This is a genomic window from Roseovarius sp. E0-M6 (genome assembly GCF_037083845.1).
Taxonomy (GTDB): Bacteria; Pseudomonadota; Alphaproteobacteria; order Rhodobacterales; family Rhodobacteraceae; genus Roseovarius.
The window spans coordinates 113,194-132,870 of record NZ_JBAPLA010000001.1; the positions used below are offsets into that span (position 1 = coordinate 113,194).

A 19,677-nucleotide genomic window follows, 5' to 3' on the forward strand; every position below is an offset into this window, starting at 1 on the left:
TCCTTCTCTCAATTGGTTTTGCGGTTCGGGATGAAGGGCAGGGGCGCAACTGGCACCCCCTCCTCGATCAAGCGTTTGGCCTCGTCGGGGCGCGCTTCGCCGTAAATCGCGCGTGTGGGGATCACCCCGTCATGCATGTCACGCGCTTCGCGTGCGAAATTGCCGCCGACATAATCGGAATTGGCCTCGACATGCTTGCGCAGCTCGGCCAGTGCCTGAGTCCTGATATCCGGCGCGGATGCTTCGGTTGGAGCCGGCGGCGCGCCTCGGGCTTCGTGAACGCGCGGCGCCATCAGCGCCTTGTCGACATCGGAGGATCCGCAAACGGCGCAAGTCACGTGCCCCGCCTTGTGCAGCGTCTCGTAGGCGTCGGTCGACTGGAACCAGCTTTCGAACCGGTGGTCGTTATCGCATTTCAACGTGAACTTGATCATCTTGCATCCGCAGAAAACCCTAAGGTTTAAATAGCCATCCGGCGCCCAAGATCAACCTTGGACGCGTGCGGATTTGCGAAGGGCGCTTGGATCGAAACCGCGTAGGATCTGGGATAGCTCGGGTTCGCTGACCTTCTCGGCCGCGGCCTTGAGGCGGAACCATTTGCGCCTGCGCTGTCCCATTTCGGGGTATTTCCGCGATATGGAATCAACTTTTACCGGGTAAACAAGCGCGAGGCATGGCGCCTCGTGAATCGGAGTCAGTTCCTTGTGATAGGAAAAGACGCCAAGGCATTGATCATAAACCCTTCCCTTGACGCCAGCTTCTTCCCACGCTTCGGTCAGCGCGGCCTCGGCGGGGGTTTTGCCCTGCATGGGCCAGCCCTTTGGCACGATCCAGCGCCCGGTGCCGCGCGTGGTGATCAACAGCACCTCGGGTTTGTTCTTGCGCATCCGAAAACATAGCGCGGCGAACTGCGAACGCATGTCGCGCTTGTCGCCTATGTCGAGTGCGAGAGGGGCCTGTCTGATCATCGCTTTTTTCATCCCGGAGCAGTCCGCACGGGTGTCTGCGCAATAAAGGTATGACCACAATATATTGTGGTCAGGGGGATTCTGACCAGAGGCTTCTTGCCCCGGCGTCGCCTGACGGTAAAATCGCCACAGAGGGCGTCTTGTGCCGGCGTTACGTTTGAGAGAAACTTTAGCTATGATACGAATTTTCGCTCTTCTGACAGGTGTTTGGACCCTCATCGCGGGGGCCGCAATAGGTGAGCCTCTCAGGGTGTTCGCGGCTGCCTCGCTGAGTGATGCGCTGGAGGATGTCGCCGAAGGATGGTCCGGCGAGGTTGTTGCCTCCTACGGTGGCTCCGGGGGCATCGCCCGGCAGATCGCGCTGGGCGCCCCAGCGGATGTGGTGATTCTCGCCAATACCGACTGGCTTGACTGGCTGGCCGAACAGGGCGTGCTGCGCGCGGGAAGCATGACCGCAGTAGCGGCCAACCGGCTCGTGCTGATCGGTCCGGCGAATGCACCCGACCTTGACCGAGCAGATGCCCCGGGGCTGATCGGGCGATTGGCTGGACGGCGTATGGCCCTGGGGCAGGTTTTATCCGTTCCCGCAGGTATTTACGCGAAGGAATGGATGCAAGCGGCGGACCTGTGGGAGGCGCTTGTGCCCCATCTGGCCGAAACCGAGAATGTCCGCGCGGCGCTGGCCCTTGTCGAACGCGCGGAAACGCCGCTCGGTGTGGTCTATGCGAGCGATGCACAAGCCGGCCATGTGCGTGTGCTGCATGAGATTGACCCCGGTCTGCACGGTCCCATCCGCTATGGTGCTGCGGTTGTCGACTCGAGCTCACACCCCGAAGCCGCTGATTTCCTGAGATTTATCCTGAGCGACGGTCAGGTGATTCTCAAAAAATACGGATTTTTGCCCGTGGCGGACGGATGACGTTGCGCCCGGACGAATGGCAGGCGCTTATTCTGTCGTTAAAGGTCTCTTTCTGGGCGACGGTGCTTACCTTGCCGTTGGCTCTCGCCGTGGCGTGGCTTCTGGCGCGGCGTGAATTTCCGGGCAAGTCGGTGCTGAGCGCGCTGGTGCATTTGCCGCTGGTGCTCCCGCCGGTGGTGGTTGGTTATCTTCTCTTGCTGACATTCGGGCGGCAAGGGGCCATCGGCGGGTTTCTCGAAGAGATCGGGATCGTGCTGGCGTTCCGCTGGACCGGCGCCGCGCTTGCTGCGGGGGTTATGGGATTTCCGTTGATGGTAAGGGCGATACGTCTCGCTTTTGAAGCTGTGGATCCACGGCTTGAGGCGGCGGCCGAGACGCTGGGCGCGGGGCGGGCGCAGGTTTTCGGGCTGATCACATTGCCGCTGATCGCACCGGGGATCCTTGCGGGCGCGTTACTTGGTTTCGCGAAGGCCATGGGCGAATTCGGCGCGACCATTACCTTCGTCGCGAACATTCCCGGTGAGACGCGCACCCTGCCATCGGCAATCTACACCTTTCTTCAGGTGCCGGGCGGCGAGGAAGGGGCAATTCGCCTTCTCGTGCTCTCGGTGGTTGTGGCGGTCGGCGCCGTCCTTGTCTCCGAATGGCTGGCGCGGCGGGTCGCGCGCAGGATCGGTCGGCCATGATACTCTCGGTCGATATTCGCCATGCCTTCGCGGGCTTTGACATCGAAGCCCGGTTCGACGCCGGACCGGGGGTCACGGCGATTTTCGGACCCTCCGGCTCGGGCAAGACCACGGTCGTGAACGCCGTTGCGGGGCTTTTGCGGCCACAAGGGGGGCGGATCACACTGCGTGACAGGGTGCTCTTTGATGCGCAGGCGGGCCGGTCGGTGCCGGTCGCGCGCAGGCGCGTGGGATATGTTTTTCAGGACAGCCGCCTTTTCCCGCACATGAGCGTTGCGCGCAATATTCGCTTCGGTCAGCGATTCGCGCGGGGCGTGACGCCGCCCGAGGACGAACGCGGGATCATCGACATGCTGGGGCTTGGCCCCTTGATGGAGCGACGCACCCAGACGCTTTCAGGCGGTGAAACTCAGCGTGTCGCATTGGCGCGGGCGTTGCTGTCGCGACCTGATATTCTTCTTATGGATGAACCGCTTGCGGCACTCGACGCCCGGCGGAAGGAAGATATCCTTCCCTACCTCGAAGGGCTTCGCGACCGGTTCGACATTCCTATCCTTTACGTGAGTCATGCGCTCTCGGAGGTGACGCGGCTGGCGGACCGGATTGTCGTGATGAACGAGGGGCGCGTCATGCTGAACGGACCGGTGCGCGAGGTGCTAAGCGATCCTGCGGCGCTGCCCTTCGTAGGTGTGCGCGAGGCAGGCGCGGTGCTTGAGGCGCGGGTGATCGCGCATGACCATGATGGGCTGACGCGGCTTGGGCTTGAGACAGGCGAGCTTCTTTTGCCGCATATCGGTGCGGCGCCCGGAACCTCGGTGCGCGTGCGCATCATGGCAAGCGACGTGCTCATTTCCCTTGGTCGGCCCGAGGGCCTTTCGTCGCGCAACGTTCTGCGGGCGGTCGTCCGGTCGCTGCACAAGGGGGTGGGACCGGGCGTTGCCGTTCAGCTTGCGCTTGGGCGCGACCTGATCCTCGCGCGGATTACGGCCCGGGCGGCGGAGGAGCTAGATTTGCGGCCCGGACGCGAGGTTTTCGCGATCCTGAAGGCCACCGCCGTGCCACGAGGAGATATCTCAAGCGTTCGGAACGACTGAGTTATCCACAGATTCACCGGTCGATTTGTCCAAAGGCAACTTTAGGCGCAGTTGTGCATAGCGCGCGTTATTCCGTATGATGACAGGCAACCTGCGTGGCCGTAGTCTCAAGCTGGCGGAGGCGCGGGCGTTCCTTCCGGCACAGATCTGTGGCCAGCGGGCAGCGCGCTGCGAAGGGGCAGCCCTTGGGCAGGTTCACCGGATCGGGAAGTTCACCCGGTGTGCGAGGTTTGTCGAACGATCCGCCCTCAAGCTGTGGAATGGCGTCAAGTAGGAGGCGCGTGTAAGGGTGCTTGGGCGTGGCGAAAAGTGTTGTGGTATCCGCAAGCTCCATCACCTGACCGAGATACATCACGGCGACGCGGGTGCCGAAATGCTCAACCACGCTAAGATCGTGGGTGATAAACAGGTAGGTCAGGCCGCGCTCGGTCTGCAAATCGGTCAGCAAGTTGAGAATCTGCGCCTGAATCGACACGTCGAGCGCCGAAATAGGCTCGTCCGCGACAATAAAGGCCGGGTTCGTCACCAGCGCGCGGGCGATCGCGATACGCTGGCGCTGACCGCCGGAAAACTCGTGCGGCAGGCGGCGCTGCCATGAGGGGTCGCATCCCGTCGCGCTCAGCACGTCTTCAACCTGTGCGCGCACCTCGCTCGAGGATTTTTCGGGCATCAGGTGGCGCACCGGCTCGGCCAGCGTGTCAAATACGTTGCGGCGCGGGTTGAGCGATGCGTAGGGGTTCTGAAACACCATCTGCATATCGCGGCGGATGGGTTTGCGGGTGCGCTCGTCCATCTGGTCGATGCGCTGACCGTTGAAATAGATCTCGCCTGCCGATGGCTCTTGGAGGCCGATGATCGCGCGGCCGAGCGTTGTCTTGCCACAGCCGGATTCGCCTACGACACAGAAGGTTTCACCGGGTTTGATCGCCACGTCCACGGTGTTGAGCGCGTGCAGCACGGGCTTTTCACGGCTGAGAAAATGCGTGGGCAGGGCGAAACGCACCTCAAGGCCGCGCGTCTCGACGATGGGCTGATCGGTTTCGCCGCCGGTCGCGGCCATTGGTTCGGGGGCGGTCTTGACCTCGGTCATACGGTTTCCTCCGCGCTGAGCAGCGGGTGATAGCAGGCAACGCCCTGTTTCATGTCAGGCATGAAGGCGCGGCATTCCTCGGTCGCGCGCGGACAGCGCGGATGATAGGGACAGCCGTTCGGCAGGGCGGTGATCGGCGGCATGGAGCCGGGAATCTGATAGAGTTTCGTGCCGCGTTCTGCTTTCTGCGGCAGAGCTTGCAGCAACCCCGAGGTGTAGGGGTGCTTGGGATTTCCGATGATCGTCTGGGTGTCGCCCGCCTCGACACATTTTCCGGCATACATGATCATGAGTTTCTGCGTCACCTCGGCCACGACACCAAGATCATGGGTGATCAGGATGAGCGCCACGTCATTTTCGCGGCAAAGCTTGAGGATGAGGGCCATGATTTCGGCCTGAATCGTCACGTCGAGCGCGGTCGTGGGTTCGTCGGCGATGATCAACTCGGGATCTGTCAGCAACGCGATGGCGATCACCACCCGCTGACGCAGACCGCCACTGAGTTCGTGCGGATAGGCGTCCATGCGGCTTTCGGCCGAGGGGATGGCCACCATCTTGAGCTTTTCGACAGAAAGGCGGTGCGCCTCGCGGCGCGAGATGCGGCGATGCGCCTTCAGGGTTTCGATCATCTGTTGGCCGATCGTCAGCACGGGATTCAGTGTGACCATCGGATCCTGAAAGATCATCGAGATGCGATTACCCCGGATCGACCGAATCTGGCGGTCCGACAAGTCGAGAAGGTTCTCGCCCTCGAACCGCACCTCACCATGGCTTACGCGGCCCGGTTCGGCGATCAGGTTGAGGATCGCGAAGGCCAGCATGGATTTGCCCGCGCCGCTCTCGCCCACGACGCCCAGCCGCTCGCCTTTTTCAAGCCTGAGAGAGACGCCGCGAAGGGCCTCGATCTCGTCCGTCTTGCCACGCGGGAAGGCCACGCGAAGATCGTCGATTTCCAGCATCGCCATCAGTCGTCCCCCCTGCGAAGTTTGGGATTAAGCACGTCACGCAGCCAGTCCCCCAGCAGGTTCAATGCCAACACCAGCGCGATCAGAACGAGCGCGGGATAGAGCGTGATCCAATACTGTCCCGAGAACACGAATTCGAAACCCGACCGGATGAGCGAGCCGAGCGAGGGCCGGTCCACTGGCATACCGAGCCCGAGAAAGCTGAGAGCGGCCTCGGTCATGATCGCTTCGGCCACCTGAATCGTCGAGATCACCAGCACCGGGGTCAGAGTGTTGGGCAGGATATGGCCCCACATGACCTTGCGCGGGGGCAGTCCGATAACGCGGGCAGCGTCGACATATTCCTTCTTCCGCTCGCCCAGAACCGACGAGCGCACGGTGCGGGCGAATTTGGGCCATTCGGCCATGCCGATGATCAGGATCAGCATGAAGATCGCGTAGTCGGCATAGATATTCGCGTCGAACGCCGCCTGAAACAGCGCGAGCACGATGATTGCGATCATAAGCGTCGAGAGCGACATCTGAATATCTGCAAGCCGCATCAGGAAGCTGTCGATCCAGCCACCCTTGTAGCCAGCAATCAGGCCCAGCGTGACGCCGAGAATACCCTGAACCACCACGGCGCCGATCCCGATGATAAGCGAGATGCCAGTGCCATACATGATGGTCGACAGAACACCGCGCCCTTGCGTGTCGGTGCCAAGCAGGTAGCGCGGATCGCCTTCGCCGGTCCACACCGGCGGCAGTTCACTGTCCATGATGTCGAGCTGCATCAGGTCATAGGGATTCTGCGGCGCAAGAAGCGGCGCGAACACGGCCATCAGCACGAGGATGAGAAGGACACCGCCGGCGGCGACCGCCACAGGGTCCGACATGAAGCGTTTGAAAAGGGTGCGCCAGTTGATCATGCCTTGGCCCCCGGCAGTTTCACCATCGGATTGATGAGTGTGTAGATGAAATCGACAATGGTGTTCACGACCACAAAGATCAGACCCACGACGATGATATAGGCAATGATGAGCGGTGTATCGACACGGTTCACGGCCTCAAGAAAGAGAAAGCCCATGCCCGGCCACTGAAACACGGTTTCGGTCAGGATCGTATAGGCGATGAGCGTCCCGATCATCAGGCCACCCACGGTTACGACCGGCAGGAGCGTATTGCGGAAGGCGTGGACATAGCGCACGCGCGCGGTGCTGAGGCCCTTGGCCCTAGCGAAGCGCACATAATCGGTGCCCATGGTCTCCATCATCTCGGCCCGGATAAGCCGGATGAAAAGCGGTAGCATGATCGAGCTGAGCGCGACCGAGGGCAGGATCAGATGCGACAGCCCATCCAGCGTCAGGAACCCGGTTTCCCAGCCCCATGGCAACTCATAGGTGTCGCCGCGCCCGAAAGCCGGGAGCCAGCCGAGTTCCACCCCGAAAAGCCAGACCAAGAGGATCGCAGTCAGGAACACAGGCACCGAAATACCGATGATCGAGCCGGTCATGATGATCCGCGTCAGCCACGAATCGCGGTGGATCGCACAATAGATGCCTGCGGGGATCGACAAGCTGAGGAAGATGAAGACCGCGCCAATGACAAGTTCGAAGGTGGCCGGAAACTTGTCCATGATCACCTCGAGCGCCGGGCGCTTGAAGAAATAGGAGGTGCCAAGGTCGCCCTGAACGGCATTACCGAGAAAACGGAAATATTGCACGAAGAACGGATCGTTCAGGCCCAACTGCTCGCGGAGCGCCTGCCGTTCGGCTTCGGATACGGATTGACCCACCAATTCGCGCAGTGGATCGCCAAGGTTGCCTTGAATTGAGAACCCGATAATCGAGATGACGAACATCACGATCACCGCCTGAAGCGTGCGTCGGATGAGGAAGGCGAGAATATGCATGGCGTCTCTGGCGTGGGGGCTTGAGGATGTGGCGGATAGTTGTTCGGGAAAACCGGCCCCATTCGGTATCTTGGGGCCGCCTGCCGATCATGATGTCCCGGGATGCGCCCGGAAGGGATAGAGTTGGGTCGGGCGGCCTGGGCCGCCCCACCCGAATGCTATTATTCCTCGATGACCAGATCGCCCAGATAGGGGAAGTTCATCACATTGAGGACCGGCTCGATTTTCACGCCATTGCGTGCGGCCCAAGCAAGATCCTGCCAATGCAGCGGGATAAAGGCTGCTTCCTCATAGAGGATCTTCTCGACCTCCTGAAGCATCTCGGCACGCTTTTCCGGGTCCGTCTCGGTAAGCGATGCCTCGGTGAGTTCGTCCACGCGCGGGTTCGAGTAGTTGCCCGAGTTATACTGGCCACGGCCCGTGTCTTCGTTGGGCGTCATGGTCAGGAACTCGTTGAAGTTGGCGCTGTCCTCGGTGTCCGAATGCCAGCCGATCATCATGATGTCAGCTGCGCGCTCGTCGAATTTGGGCCAGTATTGCGCCTTGGGCATGGTGGTCAGGTCAACGTCGATGTTGATCTTGGCCAGCATCGCCGCCGCCGCTTCGCAGATTTTGAAATCGTTCACGTAGCGGTTGTTCGGGCACATCATCGTGGCCGAGAACCCATCGGCGTAACCGGCTTCTTCCATCAACGACTTGGCTTTGGCCACGTCGAAGCGGGGCTCGAGGTTGGGGTTATGGCCGACATAGCCCTCGGGCGACTGTTGTGCCGCCACGGTGCCGAAGCCTTTCATGATCTTCTGCACGATGCCTTCGTTGTTGATGGCATAGGCGATGGCCTGACGCACCTTGGGATTGGCAAGGGCCTCGCTGCGCTTCTGGTTGAGCTGAAGCGTGATGATCCGCGTGCCGGTCATGGTCACGAGGTTCACGTCTTCGTTGTTCTCGATACGCTCAAGGTCTGTCGGCGGCACCGGCGCGATGAAATCGACGTCCCCGGCCAAGAGGGCGGCGACGCGTGTCGGCGCTTCCTTGATCGGCGTCAGAACGGCGGTCTCGACGTTGCCCGGGCTGTTTTCATCCCAATAGTCGGGATTGCGTTCGAAAACGACTTTCACACCCTGCTCACGCTCGGAGATGGTGAAAGGGCCGGTGCCCGAGATGTTCTGGCTGGCGAAGCTGTCGCCATGCTTCACGATCTCGTCGCCACCCTCGGTGTAGAAATCCTTGTCCATTGGAAAGACATAGGTCGCCGTGTGCAGCACGAGCGGCGAGGGGCCGGCCGTTTTGATTTCAACGGTGTAGTCATCAACCGCGGTGGCCGATGTCCAGCCCGAGAAGATGCCTTTGAAGTCGGGCGAGGATTTCAGGCGTTCGATGGTATAGACCACGTCTTCGGCTGTCATCTCGTCGCCGGAGTGGAACTTGACGCCTTCACGCAGATTGAAACGCATCGTGGTCTCGTCCACGCGCTCCCAGCTTTTCGCAAGGCGCGGGTCAAAGCCCAGATCCTTGTTCCAGCGGACCAGCGGGTCAAACACCATGTGAGACAGTTGCAATGTGCCGCCGGAAAGCTGCTCATGCGGATCGAGCGAGACCGGATCGGCGTCGTACGCGAAGGTAAGAGTCTGCGCCGACGCAAGCCCTGCGGCACCAAGCATCAGCGCCGTCGCAGCGGCAAGGTTACGGATTGTTTTCATGAAGTATCTCCCTGAATGGATGGTCGGAAACAGCCCTGAAAGACCTGTTCCAGCCAGTCATGTGCGCCAAGGTGTCGCAATTGTAAGGGACTGTAAAGGTTCATGGAGCAAAGGTAACTTTAGGTCATTTTTGACCGGATGGTTGGAATCTTGTGTTCCCAACGGCTTGTCCGGATTTGGCAAAATTTCCCGTGCCAGTTGCGCGCGGCCTGTGCGTTGAGGGAATCACCCGGCCTCCTGTGTGCGGCGTGCGATTGACCCGGCGGGCGGGGGCGAATATTGATCGAAAAGCTCGGAATTAAGGGCGTGTCAGCAGGATGCGCCATTGGAAAGGACCCATGACCGAACGTCTTTTGCATGGCCTGGCCTGGATCGTGGCGCTTTTGTGCGTGGCGCCTATCGTGGCGGCCGCACTCGCCGCTGTGACCGGCGATATGAGTGTCTGGCGCGATATCCTCGCGCCGGTGCTGCCGCGATATACCGCGACGACTCTCGTTCTTGTGGCGATCGTGGGGGTGGCGACGGCGGCCATCGGAACCGGCGCTGCGTGGCTCGTGACGGTCTACCGGTTCCCCGGTGCCCGTCTGCTTGAAATCGCTTTGGCGCTGCCTCTTGCCTTTCCGGCCTATGTGCTCGCCTATGCGTATACGTCGTTCCTTGATCATTCCGGCCCGGTTCAAAGCCTCTTGCGTGAGGTGATGGGGTGGGGTCCGCGTGGCTACTGGTTCCCCGAAATCCGGAGCCTCGGCGGTGCGGCGGCGATGTTGACCGTCGTTCTATACCCCTATGTCTATCTTCTGGCGCGGGCCTCGTTCCGGCAGCAATCCTCTAACGCATATCTCGTGGCGCGCACGCTGGGTCACAGCCCGATGGCGGCGTTCTGGCGGGTGGCCTTGCCCATGGCCCGGCCCGCCATTGTGGGCGGTGTGCTTCTGGCGATCATGGAAACCATCGCGGATTTTGGCACCGTGGCGTTCTTCAACGTGGATACCTTCGCCACCGGCATCTATCAGGCATGGTTCAGCCTTGGTGATCGCGCGGCGGCGGCGCAACTGGCGCTCTGCCTGCTGAGTTTCGCGCTGCTTCTCGCAGGGCTTGAGCGCGCGCAACGCGGCCGCGTGCGCACGGCGGGGCGGGGCGCGCGATTCGACGCGATGGAGCGCGGGCACCTGACAGGGCTTCGCGGCTGGCTCGTGACGGCGCTTTGCGCCGCGCCCGTTGTGGTCGGCTTCGTGATCCCCGTTGTTATGCTGGGCTCGATGGCGATTGATTCCGGGCAAAGCCTTCTGACCGCGCGCTATCGTGACCTGATGATCAACTCGGTGACGCTTGCGGGGCTTGCGGCGGTGCTGACCGTGGCGGGTGCGATTATCATCGGCTTTCGGGCGCGCACCCGGCCCACACGCGCGTCAAAGGGTCTCGTGATCGGTGCGGGACTTGGATATGCGGTGCCGGGCGGCGTGATCGCGGTGGGTCTCATGGTGCCCTTTGCGGCGCTTGATAATGCCATCGACGCGGTGATGGAGGCGCGGTTCGGAATCGATACCGGTCTCCTGATCACCGGGTCCATCTGGCTCATGGTGTTGGCCTATATGGCGCGGTTCATGGCCGCCGCACTCAACGCCTATGACAGCGGGATGGCCACCGTGCCCGCGCATTTCGACGCGATTGGCCGGTCGCTTGGCCAAAGCGGGCCGCGCCTGTTGATGCGGGTGCATCTGCCGGTGGCGCGGACGAGTGTTCTGACAGCACTTCTGATCGTGTTCGTGGACGTGATGAAGGAGTTGCCCGCGACGCTGATTCTACATCCTTTCAACTTTCAGACCCTCGCGGTTCAGGCCCACAGGCTCGCCGCCGACGAGCGTCTGGCCGAGGCGGCGGTGCCATCGCTCGCGCTCATGGCGTTCGGGCTGATCCCCGTGCTCATCCTCTGCCGGTCCATCGGACGTGAGGAGCCGGGTCGCCGGGCGGCGCGCATGGGGGTTGCGGTCAAACCGGGGTGAGAGCGACATTTCAACTCATGTCATCACTATGCCTGTATGACCAAGATTTGCGGCGACTTTGCTGCTTTGCCGCAGGTGCCACCGCGATTCCGCCCCTTGCGGGTCCATGGGCGCAATACTAAGACTCCCTTAGCACATCGGACGTATGGTCCGGCGACAACATCAGCAGGCAGGCGAATATGAAAGATCCTTTTGAGACGTATATGAACACACTCGTGCCCATGGTGGTCGAACAGACCAGCCGGGGTGAACGCGCCTATGATATTTTCTCGCGCCTGCTCAAGGAGCGGATCATCTTTCTCAACGGCCCGGTTCATGATGGCATGTCCTCGCTCATCGTGGCGCAGCTTCTCCATCTCGAGGCCGAGAATCCCTCGAAAGAGATCAGCATGTATATCAACAGCCCCGGCGGCGTCGTGACGTCCGGCCTGTCGATTTACGACACGATGCAGTATATCCGGCCCGCCGTTTCGACGCTGGTGATTGGGCAGGCGGCCTCGATGGGATCGCTCCTTCTTACGGCCGGTCAGTCCGGCATGCGCTATTCGCTTCCCAACAGCCGGATCATGGTCCACCAGCCCTCCGGCGGCTATCAGGGTCAGGCGACGGATATCATGATTCACGCCGAAGAAACGCTCAAGCTCAAGCGGCGGCTCAATGAAATTTACGTGAAGCACACGGGTCAAGGCCTCAAGAAAGTCGAGGAGGCGCTTGAGCGCGACAATTTCATGTCCCCAGAGGAAGCCAAGGAATGGGGCCTCATCGACGACATCGTAGAAAGCCGCGAGAAGCCGGAAGGCGACGACAAGTCATAGGAGCGTGCGGGTGCGGATTTTCGGATTGTGGCGGCAAGGCACCTGTCCTAAGCTGCCACGACATGACACCGACCCGCGCCCCAAAAGGTGAGAGACCGAAAGGTAAGAAATGTCCCAAAGCTCAGGCAATGACAGCAAGAACACCCTCTATTGCAGCTTTTGCGGAAAGAGCCAGCATGAGGTGCGAAAGCTTATCGCGGGCCCGACGGTGTTCATCTGCGACGAATGCGTCGAGCTGTGCATGGACATCATCCGCGAGGAAACGCGCACGGCTGGCCTCAAATCCGGCGAAGGCGTGCCAAGCCCGCGGGAAATCTGCGATGTGCTCGATGACTATGTGATTGGGCAGGCGATGGCCAAGCGTGTGCTGTCGGTCGCGGTGCACAACCACTACAAGCGGCTCAATCACGCGGGCAAAAGCGACATCGAGCTTCAGAAGTCGAATATCCTGCTCATCGGGCCTACCGGCTGCGGCAAGACGCTTCTGGCGCAGACGTTGGCGCGAATCCTCGATGTGCCCTTCACCATGGCCGATGCGACCACGCTGACCGAGGCCGGGTATGTGGGCGAGGATGTCGAGAATATCATTCTCAAGCTTCTCCAATCCTCGGAGTATAATGTCGAACGCGCGCAGCGCGGCATCGTCTATATCGACGAGGTCGACAAGATCACCCGCAAGTCGGAAAACCCCTCGATCACCCGCGACGTGTCGGGCGAGGGCGTGCAGCAGGCGCTTCTGAAACTGATGGAAGGGACCGTGGCCGCGGTGCCGCCGCAGGGCGGGCGCAAGCATCCACAGCAGGAATTCCTGCAGGTGGACACCACGAACATCCTCTTCATTTGCGGTGGTGCCTTTGCCGGGCTCGACAAGATCATTGCACAGCGCGGCAAGGGGAGCGCGATGGGCTTTGGCGCCGATGTGCGGGGCGATGACGAACGCGGCGTAGGCGAAATCTTCCGCGATCTGGAACCTGAGGACCTTTTGAAGTTCGGTCTTATCCCCGAATTCGTGGGTCGTTTGCCGGTGATCGCGACGCTCGAAGACCTTGATGAGGACGCGCTTGTCACCATTCTGACCGAGCCCAAGAACGCGCTTGTCAAACAGTATCAGCGCCTCTTCGAACTTGAGAGTGCGGAACTCAACTTCACCGACGACGCCCTCAAGGCCATTGCCAAGCGCGCGATCGCGCGCAAAACCGGCGCTCGGGGTCTGCGGTCGATCCTCGAAGATATCCTGCTTGATACGATGTTCGAACTGCCGGGCATGGAAAGCGTGGAAGAGGTTGTCGTGAATGAGGAGGCCGTGACGTCAGAAGCGGCCCCCCTGATGATCTATGCCGATGCCAAGAAGGAAGAGGCGAGCGCCAGCGCGGGCTAAGCCCGCATTGGCCTTGCCTCTCGGACCGGTTCGGGCGGCGACACCCGGCAAAGAGCGCCGCCGCGCTGCCTCAGCCACTGGACCTTTGGCCACCAATGCGCCATATCTGGGGCAATCAAATCCGGAGGACCCGATGGGCATTCTCAAGTCGCTATTGCGCGCGGCCACATGGTGGCACGGCGGCACGCTCAATACCCAGTTCTATACTTGGCGCAAGGGCGTCAAGGTGGGCGAGGATAACGAGGGCAATATCTTTTATCGCAACGCTGACGATACCCGACGGTGGGTCATGTTCAACGGCGAGGCCGAGGCGAGCCGGGTGAGCCCTGATTGGCATGGCTGGCTGCATCACACCTATCGGGAACCGCCGACTGACCGCCCGCTGCCGCGCAAGGCGTGGGAAAAACCACATCAGGAAAATCTGACAGGCACCGCGCTGGCGTATGCGCCGGCCGGGTCGATCCGGCGGGCCGAACCTGCCAAACGGTCGGATTACGAGGCTTGGAGCCCGGAGTAACACAATGTCGGAAAACAAGACCGAAGTCGCGGTCGGCGGTGTCGTCCTTGCGGTGGCCATCGGCTTTCTTGTCTATGCAGGACAGCTTACCGGCCTGAGCCGCGCACCCGAAGGCTATGAACTGCATGCCAGTTTCCGGTCTGCGGACGGGGTGAGCATCGGAACGGATGTGCGCATGGCGGGCGTCAAGGTGGGGCGTGTGACCGGTCTCGATCTTGATCCACAGACCTTCCGCGCAAGTGCGACCTTCACCGTTCAGAACGATATCGAGCTTCCGGATGACAGCGCCGTCGCCGTCGCGTCCGAAGGTCTTTTGGGCGGCAATTTCGTCGAGCTTCTGCCGGGCGGATCGCCCTTCGCTTTCGAACCGGGCGACACGGTCGAGTTCACCCAAGGGTCGGTCAGCCTGATCTCGCTTTTGATGAAGTTCGTCTCGGGTGATGGGTCATCGGAGAGCGACGGATGAAACGACTGATGTCGCTTGTGCTCTGTGCCGGGCTTGCTGTTGCGGGCCCGCTGGCGGCGCAAGAAGAGGTCGAGACCGGCGCAGGCGCGACATTGCGCGCGCTGGACAAGGTCAATGGCTCTGTCCGCGATATCAAAATGCGCAACGCCAGTTCAGCCCGGTTCGGGCGGCTCACGATCAATCTGGGCGAATGCCGCTATCCGGTAGGCGATCCGGCGGGCGATGCCTATGCCTTTCTCACGATCCAGGAAGACGGCCGTGCCGAGCCTCGTTTCTCGGGCTGGATGGTGGCCTCGGCGCCCGCTCTGAACGCGCTGGATCATCCGCGCTACGACGTTTGGGTCATGCGCTGCAACACCAACGCGTGATCAGGGTCCAGCGGTAGGGCGGTGATATCCGCATCATGGGCCAGCGCATCCGCCAGCGCGAGGTGATATGCCGCGCGGCTTATCTCCACCGCGCCCAATGACGCGAGATGATCGGTCAAAAACTGCGTGTCGAAGAGGCGAAATCCACAGCGTCCCAAGTGATCGACAAGGTGCAGCAAGGCGCGCTTTGACCCGTCGGTCCTGAGTGAGAACATCGACTCGCCGAAAAATGCGGCTCCGAGACTCACTCCATAAACGCCACCGCAAAGCACGCCACCCTCGTATATTTCAAGGCTGTGGGCGTGACCGGCGCGATGCAAATCAAGGTAAAGCGCCCGGATCGTCGCGTTGATCCATGTGTTTTCGCGATCCGCGCAGGCATCCATCACGCCCGCGAAATCGCTGTTGAGGGCGGCGCGATAGGCCCCGCGCCGCACCCGCCGGGCAAGGCTCCGCGACACGTGAAAGCCATTGAGGGGGATGATCCCGCGCATTTCGGGATCGACCCAGAAAAGCTCGGGATCGTCGCGGCCTTCGGCCATCGGAAAGATACCAGCCGCATAGGCCCTGAGCACAAGGCCGGGGGTCAGGTCGGGCAGGCCGGACATTCAGGCCTACCCCTGCACGCGAACGACACGCGCGCTCACGATAGCGGGTTGGTCTCCAACCATTGTTCCAGCCAGTGAATGTTATAATCCCCCTCAAGCACGGCTTCTTCCTGAAGCAGCGCATGGAAGAGCGGCACGGTGGTATCCACGCCATCAACGATCAACTCGCCCAGTGCCCGGTGTAGACGGGCGAGCGCCGCCTTGCGGTTCGGGCCATGCACGATCAGCTTGGCGATCAGGCTGTCGTAATAAGGTGGAATCGAATAGCCGTCATAGAGTGCCGAATCCATGCGCACACCAAGCCCGCCGGGGGCGTGAAACTGAGTGATGCGCCCGGGGCGAGGTGAAAACTCCGGCACCTTCTCGGCATTGATGCGAACTTCGATCGCGTGCCCGTTGATGCTTAGGTCTTCTTGCGTGAACGACATGGGAAGTCCCTCGGCCACGCGAATCTGCTCCTGAACGAGATCGACACCAAAGATGGCTTCGGTCACCGGATGCTCAACCTGTAGGCGGGTGTTCATCTCGATGAAATAGAACTCACCTTTTTCATACAGAAATTCGACCGTGCCCGCGCCAGCATAGTTGATCCGCGCCACCGCGTCGGCACAGACCTTGCCGATGCGCGCACGCTCTTCTTCGGTGATGCAGGGGCCGGGGGCCTCTTCGAAAACCTTTTGGTGACGCCGCTGAAGCGAGCAGTCACGCTCGCCCAGATGAACAGCGCGGCCTTTGCCGTCACCGAAGACCTGTATTTCGATATGACGCGGCGTGGTGAGGTATTTCTCGATATAGACTTCGTCATTGCCGAATGCCGCCTTGGCCTCGGAGCGCGCGGTCAGGAAGGCGCGCTCGATCTCGGAGGCCGATTGCGCCACTTTCATGCCGCGCCCGCCGCCACCCGCAGTGGCCTTGACGATCACCGGATAGCCGATCTCGTCACACAGCGCCTTGGCGGCGGCCACGTCGGTGATACCACCTTCCGAACCGGGCACGCAGGGCACGCCAAGTTCTTTCATGGTCTCCTTGGCGGCGATCTTGTCGCCCATAACGCGGATATGCTCGGCGGTGGGGCCGATAAACGTGAGATCGTGGTCTTCGACAATCTGCACGAAATTGGCATTCTCGCTTAGAAAGCCATAGCCGGGATGGATCGCCTGTGCGCCCGTCACCTCGCAGGCCGCGATGATTGACGGTATCGACAAATAGCTGTCGGTGCTCGGCGGGGGGCCGATACAGACGGATTCATCGGCCATGCGCACATGCATCGCGTCGGTGTCGGCGGTGGAGTGTACGGCGACGGATCTGATGCCCATCTCGCGGGCGGCGCGGATGACTCGGAGGGCGATCTCGCCCCGGTTGGCCACAAGGATCTTGTCAAACATGACGCGGCGGGCCTTATTCGATGATCATCAGGGGCGCGCCATATTCGACCGCCGCGCCATCCTCGACAAGGATACGGTTGACGGTACCGGCACGCGGGGCGGGGATGTGGTTCATCGTCTTCATCGCCTCGACGATAAGGAGGGTGTCTCCTTCGCTGACCTTGTCGCCCACCTTGACGAAGCTGGGCGCGCCCGGCTCGGCCTGCATGTAGATTGTGCCCACCATCGGTGACGTGACGGCACCCGGATGGCTTGCCGGATCCTCGGCAACCTCGGTCGGGGCGGAGGGAGTGGTGCCTCCCGTTGGCTGTGGTGCCGACGGGGCAGCGTGCGGTGCTGCTGCGGGAGCGGCGGAGACGTGGTTCACGATCTCCTGGCGGCGGCTGACACGCACGTTGAGGCTGTCATCCTCGCCATAGTCGCGTTTGACCTGAAGTTCGGTCAGGTCGTTTTCGTTCAGGAGCTCCGCCAGCGCCTTGATGAAGGCGACATCGTCTTCGTGCTTGTTCTGTGCCATCAGGTTCCTCGACCAATGCAGCGGCCCTGTCTCGTCCCCGGACCCTGCCTTTTGTTTTCTGCCGCCTATATGCAGCTTATTTGCCGCTTATAGGCCAAGCGCGGGGCCGATGAAAGCGGGGTTGTGAGGTTCAAAATGGGGTAATCGGGGGGAAATTGCGAGAGGTTTAGGTAAAAAACTGCCCTTGCGTCAGCATCAGAAGGCCATACCCGAAAGTTTCGCCACCGGTTCGGCCAATTTGGCCGCCTGAAACGTCGTGAGATAGGGGGCGGGTCGCGCGCATGATGTCGGGGCTGCGCGCACCGACGTGATACCGACGTGACTACCGACGTGAATACCGATAACGAGTCTGATCGATTTCAGAGGGTGGGACGTGCGGATATTGCCTTGGGTCAGACATGTGGCGGTGGGCGTTTGCGCCGAGCCCCCAGCATTGCGTTTCCGGCGATCGCGGCCAGAAGAACCGCGCCGCCTATCAGCGTGTTACGGGAAACTTGCTCACCTAGGGCGAGCCAGACCCACACAGGCCCGAGCACGACCTCGGCCAGCGACAGAAGCGTCAATTCCGCAGCGGGTACGGATTTTGATCCGATCGTATAAAGCACAAGCCCTGCGCCTACCTGAAAGACACCCATCGTCAGCGCGATGCCGGTGTCCCGCGCGGCCATGACCAAGGGCAGTCCGAGAGCAAGGCAAACAGCCACCATGAGCACGATGCCAGCAAGGCCCGAGATGAACACCAGCGGCAGCATGTCGCCCATGCGCCCCTTGCGGATGATCACGGTGAACACCGCAAATCCGACAGCCGCACCAAGCGCGGCAAGGTTGCCCGTAAGCGAGGCGGCGGCGGTTTGGTCGCGCACCATCATCGCAATGCCAAGCATTGCCACCCCGATGGCGATCCAAGTGTGCGGGCGCACACGTTCGGCCAGAAAGATTTGCCCCAAAACTGCGGCCATGAACGGTGCGCTGGCAAACAGCAGCATCGCGTTGGCGACGGAAGTCGTCTGAATCGCATAGATGCCGCCGCCGTAGGCCCCGACAAGCGAAAGGCCACCCAACAGGCCCGACCACCCTGTCGCACGGGCAAGCCCGAACGGGTCGCGCCCGGTGCGCAGGCGAATGACAACATAAAGAAGCACGCACAGCCCCACCGACCGGACGAGCAGGATTTGCCACGCCGCGCCGTCTTCGATCATACGGATGCCGAGCCCCACGGTGGACCAGAGTACACCGGCCATGAACACAAGCGCCATACCACGGCCGCGCCCGGCCTCAGGTGCGATGGATATGTCGGCATGGGTGCTCATGTATGGGGGCTGTCTGTGACGAATGGTGCGGTGGGCGCGATATGCACCGCTTTGGCGCGTCGGGCGGTCACGATCTCGCGGTAGCCGATGAACACGCCGCTGCCGACGATGAGGGTCATCCCCGCCAGCGTGTTCCATGGCGGCACCTCGCCCCAAAGCACGAAGCCCAGCACCGCGGCGATGGGAAGATAGGAATAATCGAACGGCGCCATGAGACTTGCCGGGGCCACCTGATAGGCGCGGGAATTGAGAAGGTAACCGATCATCCCGGTCACGCCGATGCCGATCAGCCAGATCGCACCTTCGGCATCGGGCATGGGAAAGGCAAAGCGCAGATGCGAAAATTCGGGTTCGATATCGACCAGTTGATTTAGCCCCCAGCCCACAAGCGCCACGATCGGTGCCGATGGAGCAAGCGTATAGAGCCCCACAGTCAGAGTGCTTTCCCGATCACCGATCTTGCGCGCGACAATTTGGCTGGCCGCGTAGGAGACCGCACAGAAAAGTGGCAGGGTCGCCACCCATGTGAACGTATCTCCGCCCGGCTTCATCGCGATCAATACGCCCACAAAGCCGATGATCAATGCGGCCCCGCGCAAGAAACCGATGCTTTCACGCAAAAACAGCGCGGCGAAGATAGCGGTTATGAGCGGCGCGGAAAAGAAGATCGTGGTGACTTCGGCCAGCCCCATGAAGGGAAAGGCGGTGTAGAACAGGCTGAATCCCAAGGCGAACAAGGTCGCGCGGATCAGGTGCAAGGGCCAGAGCGGTGTAAGCAGGCGGTGCGGACCGCCAAGAAAGGCGATGAGCGGCAAGAGAATCGACACGCTGACCAAGGCGCGCGCACCGATCAGCATCCAAACCGAATAATCGCCCAACAGCCATTTCATCATGGCGTCTTGACCCACAAAGAAGAACATACCGACGATGAGGCATGTCATTCCTTCGCTGAATCGAAGACCTGTGCTGTGTGTGATGGCCGTCATGCGCCTTGAAT

At 61.2% G+C, this 19,677-nt stretch carries 21 protein-coding genes; 9 read left to right on the top strand and 12 right to left on the bottom strand.

What is annotated here, in order from left to right:
* Positions 1 to 8: 8 nt before the first annotated feature.
* Positions 9 to 434: a DUF1178 family protein gene (locus V8359_RS00640; protein WP_336426763.1), complete on the bottom strand. Its 426-nt coding sequence runs from the start codon at positions 432 to 434 to the stop codon at positions 9 to 11.
* A gap of 51 nt (positions 435 to 485) precedes the next feature.
* Complete coding sequence (locus V8359_RS00645; RefSeq protein WP_336426764.1) at positions 486 to 968, bottom strand: NUDIX hydrolase; 483 nt, start codon at positions 966 to 968, stop codon at positions 486 to 488.
* 175 nt (positions 969 to 1,143) lie between these two features.
* Between V8359_RS00645 and modA the strand changes: the two genes are divergently transcribed.
* From modA to modC, 3 genes are read left to right on the top strand one after another with little or no spacing between them, the layout of a single operon-like run.
* Positions 1,144 to 1,887, top strand: a complete 744-nt coding sequence (gene modA, locus V8359_RS00650) for a molybdate ABC transporter substrate-binding protein (RefSeq protein ID WP_336426765.1) — start codon at positions 1,144 to 1,146, stop codon at positions 1,885 to 1,887.
* Positions 1,884 to 2,573 (top strand): molybdate ABC transporter permease subunit, encoded by a 690-nt coding sequence (gene modB / locus V8359_RS00655; RefSeq protein ID WP_336426766.1) that lies wholly within the window; start codon positions 1,884 to 1,886, stop codon positions 2,571 to 2,573. The genes modA and modB overlap by 4 nt, the downstream gene beginning before the upstream one ends.
* The gene (modC, locus tag V8359_RS00660; protein WP_336426767.1) at positions 2,570 to 3,667 is read left to right on the top strand and encodes a molybdenum ABC transporter ATP-binding protein; all 1,098 of its coding nucleotides are present in this window, start codon (positions 2,570 to 2,572) and stop codon (positions 3,665 to 3,667) included. Before modB ends, modC begins: the two co-directional genes overlap by 4 nt.
* A 67-nt stretch (positions 3,668 to 3,734) precedes the next feature.
* Here the strand turns inward: modC and V8359_RS00665 are convergent, their stop codons facing one another.
* From V8359_RS00665 to V8359_RS00685, 5 genes are all read right to left on the bottom strand, one after another.
* Positions 3,735 to 4,757 carry an ABC transporter ATP-binding protein gene (locus V8359_RS00665; RefSeq protein ID WP_336426768.1) on the bottom strand — a complete coding sequence of 341 codons (1,023 nt, stop codon included), beginning with the start codon at positions 4,755 to 4,757 and terminating at the stop codon, positions 3,735 to 3,737.
* Entirely contained in the window at positions 4,754 to 5,722 is a 969-nt protein-coding gene (locus tag V8359_RS00670) for an ABC transporter ATP-binding protein (RefSeq protein ID WP_336426769.1), read from the bottom strand. Before V8359_RS00670 ends, V8359_RS00665 begins: the two co-directional genes overlap by 4 nt.
* Positions 5,722 to 6,630 carry an ABC transporter permease gene (locus V8359_RS00675; RefSeq protein WP_336426770.1) on the bottom strand — a complete coding sequence of 303 codons (909 nt, stop codon included), beginning with the start codon at positions 6,628 to 6,630 and terminating at the stop codon, positions 5,722 to 5,724. Before V8359_RS00675 ends, V8359_RS00670 begins: the two co-directional genes overlap by 1 nt.
* Positions 6,627 to 7,613, bottom strand: coding sequence for an ABC transporter permease (locus V8359_RS00680; protein WP_336426771.1), 987 nt, complete (start codon positions 7,611 to 7,613; stop codon positions 6,627 to 6,629). The genes V8359_RS00675 and V8359_RS00680 overlap by 4 nt, the downstream gene beginning before the upstream one ends.
* A gap of 161 nt (positions 7,614 to 7,774) precedes the next feature.
* Complete coding sequence (locus V8359_RS00685; protein ID WP_336426772.1) at positions 7,775 to 9,313, bottom strand: ABC transporter substrate-binding protein; 1,539 nt, start codon at positions 9,311 to 9,313, stop codon at positions 7,775 to 7,777.
* A gap of 338 nt (positions 9,314 to 9,651) precedes the next feature.
* Between V8359_RS00685 and V8359_RS00690 the strand changes: the two genes are divergently transcribed.
* The 6 genes from V8359_RS00690 (at position 9,652) to V8359_RS00715 (ending at position 14,860) form a co-directional block, all read left to right on the top strand.
* Positions 9,652 to 11,316 carry an ABC transporter permease gene (locus V8359_RS00690; RefSeq protein WP_336426773.1) on the top strand — a complete coding sequence of 555 codons (1,665 nt, stop codon included), beginning with the start codon at positions 9,652 to 9,654 and terminating at the stop codon, positions 11,314 to 11,316.
* A gap of 179 nt (positions 11,317 to 11,495) precedes the next feature.
* Positions 11,496 to 12,131, top strand: coding sequence for an ATP-dependent Clp protease proteolytic subunit (locus tag V8359_RS00695; RefSeq protein WP_336426774.1), 636 nt, complete (start codon positions 11,496 to 11,498; stop codon positions 12,129 to 12,131).
* A gap of 109 nt (positions 12,132 to 12,240) precedes the next feature.
* The gene (clpX, locus tag V8359_RS00700; protein ID WP_336426775.1) at positions 12,241 to 13,509 is read left to right on the top strand and encodes an ATP-dependent Clp protease ATP-binding subunit ClpX; all 1,269 of its coding nucleotides are present in this window, start codon (positions 12,241 to 12,243) and stop codon (positions 13,507 to 13,509) included.
* Positions 13,510 to 13,642: 133 nt separating this feature from the next.
* Entirely contained in the window at positions 13,643 to 14,026 is a 384-nt protein-coding gene (locus V8359_RS00705; RefSeq protein WP_336426776.1) for an NADH:ubiquinone oxidoreductase subunit NDUFA12, read from the top strand.
* A gap of 4 nt (positions 14,027 to 14,030) precedes the next feature.
* Positions 14,031 to 14,492, top strand: coding sequence for an outer membrane lipid asymmetry maintenance protein MlaD (gene mlaD / locus V8359_RS00710; RefSeq protein ID WP_336426777.1), 462 nt, complete (start codon positions 14,031 to 14,033; stop codon positions 14,490 to 14,492).
* A complete protein-coding gene (locus V8359_RS00715) occupies positions 14,489 to 14,860 on the top strand; it encodes a DUF2155 domain-containing protein (RefSeq protein ID WP_336426778.1) in 372 nt (123 codons plus the stop codon). Before mlaD ends, V8359_RS00715 begins: the two co-directional genes overlap by 4 nt.
* On the opposite strand, the gene aat is transcribed toward V8359_RS00715, so the two are convergent.
* The 5 genes from aat to V8359_RS00740 form a co-directional block, all read right to left on the bottom strand.
* Positions 14,821 to 15,468 carry a leucyl/phenylalanyl-tRNA--protein transferase gene (aat, locus tag V8359_RS00720; RefSeq protein WP_336426779.1) on the bottom strand — a complete coding sequence of 216 codons (648 nt, stop codon included), beginning with the start codon at positions 15,466 to 15,468 and terminating at the stop codon, positions 14,821 to 14,823. The genes V8359_RS00715 and aat overlap by 40 nt on opposite strands.
* A 35-nt stretch (positions 15,469 to 15,503) precedes the next feature.
* Positions 15,504 to 16,853, bottom strand: coding sequence for an acetyl-CoA carboxylase biotin carboxylase subunit (accC, locus tag V8359_RS00725; protein WP_336426780.1), 1,350 nt, complete (start codon positions 16,851 to 16,853; stop codon positions 15,504 to 15,506).
* Positions 16,854 to 16,866: 13 nt separating this feature from the next.
* On the bottom strand, positions 16,867 to 17,370 hold the full coding sequence (gene accB, locus V8359_RS00730) for an acetyl-CoA carboxylase biotin carboxyl carrier protein (RefSeq protein WP_336426781.1): 504 nt from the start codon (positions 17,368 to 17,370) through the stop codon (positions 16,867 to 16,869).
* A gap of 392 nt (positions 17,371 to 17,762) precedes the next feature.
* The gene (locus V8359_RS00735; protein WP_336426782.1) at positions 17,763 to 18,680 is read right to left on the bottom strand and encodes a DMT family transporter; all 918 of its coding nucleotides are present in this window, start codon (positions 18,678 to 18,680) and stop codon (positions 17,763 to 17,765) included.
* Positions 18,677 to 19,621 (bottom strand): DMT family transporter, encoded by a 945-nt coding sequence (locus V8359_RS00740; protein WP_336426783.1) that lies wholly within the window; start codon positions 19,619 to 19,621, stop codon positions 18,677 to 18,679. The genes V8359_RS00735 and V8359_RS00740 overlap by 4 nt, the downstream gene beginning before the upstream one ends.
* Between the last annotated feature and the right edge of the window lie 56 nt (positions 19,622 to 19,677).

Coding starts and splice junctions, on each gene's coding strand:
- V8359_RS00640 (WP_336426763.1), bottom strand. CDS start 434: ATGATCAAGTTCACGTTGAAATGCGATAACGACCACCGGTTCGAAAGC.
- V8359_RS00645 (WP_336426764.1), bottom strand. CDS start 968: ATGATCAGACAGGCCCCTCTCGCACTCGACATAGGCGACAAGCGCGAC.
- modA (WP_336426765.1), top strand. CDS start 1,144: ATGATACGAATTTTCGCTCTTCTGACAGGTGTTTGGACCCTCATCGCG.
- modB (WP_336426766.1), top strand. CDS start 1,884: ATGACGTTGCGCCCGGACGAATGGCAGGCGCTTATTCTGTCGTTAAAG.
- modC (WP_336426767.1), top strand. CDS start 2,570: ATGATACTCTCGGTCGATATTCGCCATGCCTTCGCGGGCTTTGACATC.
- V8359_RS00665 (WP_336426768.1), bottom strand. CDS start 4,757: ATGACCGAGGTCAAGACCGCCCCCGAACCAATGGCCGCGACCGGCGGC.
- V8359_RS00670 (WP_336426769.1), bottom strand. CDS start 5,722: ATGGCGATGCTGGAAATCGACGATCTTCGCGTGGCCTTCCCGCGTGGC.
- V8359_RS00675 (WP_336426770.1), bottom strand. CDS start 6,630: ATGATCAACTGGCGCACCCTTTTCAAACGCTTCATGTCGGACCCTGTG.
- V8359_RS00680 (WP_336426771.1), bottom strand. CDS start 7,613: ATGCATATTCTCGCCTTCCTCATCCGACGCACGCTTCAGGCGGTGATC.
- V8359_RS00685 (WP_336426772.1), bottom strand. CDS start 9,313: ATGAAAACAATCCGTAACCTTGCCGCTGCGACGGCGCTGATGCTTGGT.
- V8359_RS00690 (WP_336426773.1), top strand. CDS start 9,652: ATGACCGAACGTCTTTTGCATGGCCTGGCCTGGATCGTGGCGCTTTTG.
- V8359_RS00695 (WP_336426774.1), top strand. CDS start 11,496: ATGAAAGATCCTTTTGAGACGTATATGAACACACTCGTGCCCATGGTG.
- clpX (WP_336426775.1), top strand. CDS start 12,241: ATGTCCCAAAGCTCAGGCAATGACAGCAAGAACACCCTCTATTGCAGC.
- V8359_RS00705 (WP_336426776.1), top strand. CDS start 13,643: ATGGGCATTCTCAAGTCGCTATTGCGCGCGGCCACATGGTGGCACGGC.
- mlaD (WP_336426777.1), top strand. CDS start 14,031: ATGTCGGAAAACAAGACCGAAGTCGCGGTCGGCGGTGTCGTCCTTGCG.
- V8359_RS00715 (WP_336426778.1), top strand. CDS start 14,489: ATGAAACGACTGATGTCGCTTGTGCTCTGTGCCGGGCTTGCTGTTGCG.
- aat (WP_336426779.1), bottom strand. CDS start 15,468: ATGTCCGGCCTGCCCGACCTGACCCCCGGCCTTGTGCTCAGGGCCTAT.
- accC (WP_336426780.1), bottom strand. CDS start 16,853: ATGTTTGACAAGATCCTTGTGGCCAACCGGGGCGAGATCGCCCTCCGA.
- accB (WP_336426781.1), bottom strand. CDS start 17,370: ATGGCACAGAACAAGCACGAAGACGATGTCGCCTTCATCAAGGCGCTG.
- V8359_RS00735 (WP_336426782.1), bottom strand. CDS start 18,680: ATGAGCACCCATGCCGACATATCCATCGCACCTGAGGCCGGGCGCGGC.
- V8359_RS00740 (WP_336426783.1), bottom strand. CDS start 19,621: ATGACATGCCTCATCGTCGGTATGTTCTTCTTTGTGGGTCAAGACGCC.